2 tRNA genes and 1 rRNA gene are annotated in these 2500 nt (G+C 41.6%); all 3 read left to right on the plus strand.

The window, feature by feature from the left end:
* Positions 1-323: 323 nt before the first annotated feature.
* Positions 324-1845, plus strand: a 16S ribosomal RNA gene (locus tag Q0921_RS24735).
* A 164-nt stretch (positions 1846-2009) separates the two neighbouring features.
* Positions 2010-2086: transfer RNA gene (locus Q0921_RS24740), tRNA-Ile, on the plus strand.
* Between the two features lie 116 nt (positions 2087-2202).
* Positions 2203-2276: transfer RNA gene (locus Q0921_RS24745), tRNA-Ala, on the plus strand.
* Positions 2277-2500: the final 224 nt, after the last annotated feature.

Below are 2500 nucleotides of genomic sequence, written 5' to 3' on the forward strand. Positions count from 1 at the left end.
AAAAAAAGTTTTGTTATTTTAAAAGCTGGTTGTATATTTGCACCCGCTTTGAGAAACAAGCGAAGTTCATAAGAAAAAGAGTTATACTGGAGTGAGGTGATTAGTTTCATTTAAGAGGTTCGATTCCTTTTTAATTATCGATTAACGACCGGCAATGAAGATTGTGTTAGGTTAGTTAAAAGAGTTCATTGATATATTGATTGACAGCGCGTATTACAGTTGTATTTATACAATTGTTTTACAATAAGAATTAAGACTAGAAATATTTTTGAGATTACGATTTAAAATTCCTGTTGTTATTGTTAAATAATATTTAAGAATACACGATGAAGAGTTTGATCCTGGCTCAGGATGAACGCTAGCGGCAGGCTTAACACATGCAAGTCGAGGGGTAACATTGTAGCTTGCTACAGATGACGACCGGCGCACGGGTGCGTAACGCGTATAGAACCTACCTTATAGTAAGGGATAGCCCAGAGAAATTTGGATTAATACCTTATAGTATCTTAAGTGAGCATTCACTATGGATTAAAGATTTATTGCTATAAGATGGCTATGCGTTCTATTAGTTAGTTGGTAAGGTAACGGCTTACCAAGACATCGATAGATAGGGGCCCTGAGAGGGGGATCCCCCACACTGGTACTGAGACACGGACCAGACTCCTACGGGAGGCAGCAGTGAGGAATATTGGACAATGGAGGCAACTCTGATCCAGCCATGCCGCGTGTAGGAAGACTGCCCTATGGGTTGTAAACTACTTTTATAGAGGAAGAAACCTATCTATGTATAGATAGCTGACGGTACTCTACGAATAAGGATCGGCTAACTCCGTGCCAGCAGCCGCGGTAATACGGAGGATCCAAGCGTTATCCGGAATCATTGGGTTTAAAGGGTCCGTAGGCGGGTTTGTAAGTCAGTGGTGAAAGTTTTCGGCTCAACCGGAAAATTGCCATTGATACTGCAAGTCTTGAATCATTATGAAGTGGTTAGAATAAGTAGTGTAGCGGTGAAATGCATAGATATTACTTAGAATACCGATTGCGAAGGCAGATCACTAATAATGTATTGACGCTAAGGGACGAAAGCGTGGGTAGCGAACAGGATTAGATACCCTGGTAGTCCACGCCGTAAACGATGGTTACTAGCTGTTCGGACTTCGGTCTGAGTGGCTAAGCGAAAGTGATAAGTAACCCACCTGGGGAGTACGTTCGCAAGAATGAAACTCAAAGGAATTGACGGGGGCCCGCACAAGCGGTGGAGCATGTGGTTTAATTCGATGATACGCGAGGAACCTTACCAGGGCTTAAATGTAGATTGACAGGTTTAGAGATAGACTTTTCTTCGGACAATTTACAAGGTGCTGCATGGTTGTCGTCAGCTCGTGCCGTGAGGTGTCAGGTTAAGTCCTATAACGAGCGCAACCCCTGTTGTTAGTTGCCAGCGAGTCAAGTCGGGAACTCTAACAAGACTGCCGGTGCAAACCGCGAGGAAGGTGGGGATGACGTCAAATCATCACGGCCCTTACGTCCTGGGCCACACACGTGCTACAATGGTAGGTACAGAGAGCAGCCACTTGGTGACAAGGAGCGAATCTATAAAACCTATCACAGTTCGGATCGGAGTCTGCAACTCGACTCCGTGAAGCTGGAATCGCTAGTAATCGGATATCAGCCATGATCCGGTGAATACGTTCCCGGGCCTTGTACACACCGCCCGTCAAGCCATGGAAGCTGGGGGTACCTGAAGTCCGTCACCGTAAGGAGCGGCCTAGGGTAAAACTGGTAACTGGGGCTAAGTCGTAACAAGGTAGCCGTACCGGAAGGTGCGGCTGGAACACCTCCTTTCTAGAGAAAGACGATACACAGGAATTGTTATTTCGGAGTATTTTTAGTCTTAAGCTGTTAATTAATTATTTTTTAGGTATTGAGTACGGAGTATTAGGTATTAAGTAAAGGTTTTTTTAGATTTTATCTAAGTACTGATTACTAATTACTCATTACTATAAAGAAGTCTCATAGCTCAGCTGGTTAGAGCGCTACACTGATAATGTAGAGGTCGGCAGTTCGAGTCTGCCTGAGACTACCAAGTCGCAAGACTCAAAATACGTTCATAATTATATTATTGAAAAGGAAATTCTAGAAGATAGAGTTTAAGTCACATTATTCGTAATTCTAAATTCGACATTCTGAATTTCAAATAATGGGGGATTAGCTCAGCTGGCTAGAGCGCCTGCCTTGCACGCAGGAGGTCATCGGTTCGACTCCGATATTCTCCACAATTCTTTAGATATATTTATTGATAGTTTATAAAACACAGGATTCACGTAGTGAAAAAGTTTTTATGTTCATCAATTTTATATTGTTATTAAGAAAAACGTTCATTGACATATTGATTTAAAGAATACGAGCATTAATTGTTCTAGTAATAGAATAGTTAATGATATAAATTAAAAGAGTGTTATATTATTTTTTTATCGGGAATAATATAACGAATAAACTA

The sequence above is a fragment of the uncultured Aquimarina sp. genome (genome assembly GCF_947496855.1).
In the GTDB taxonomy this organism is placed as follows: domain Bacteria; phylum Bacteroidota; class Bacteroidia; order Flavobacteriales; family Flavobacteriaceae; genus Aquimarina.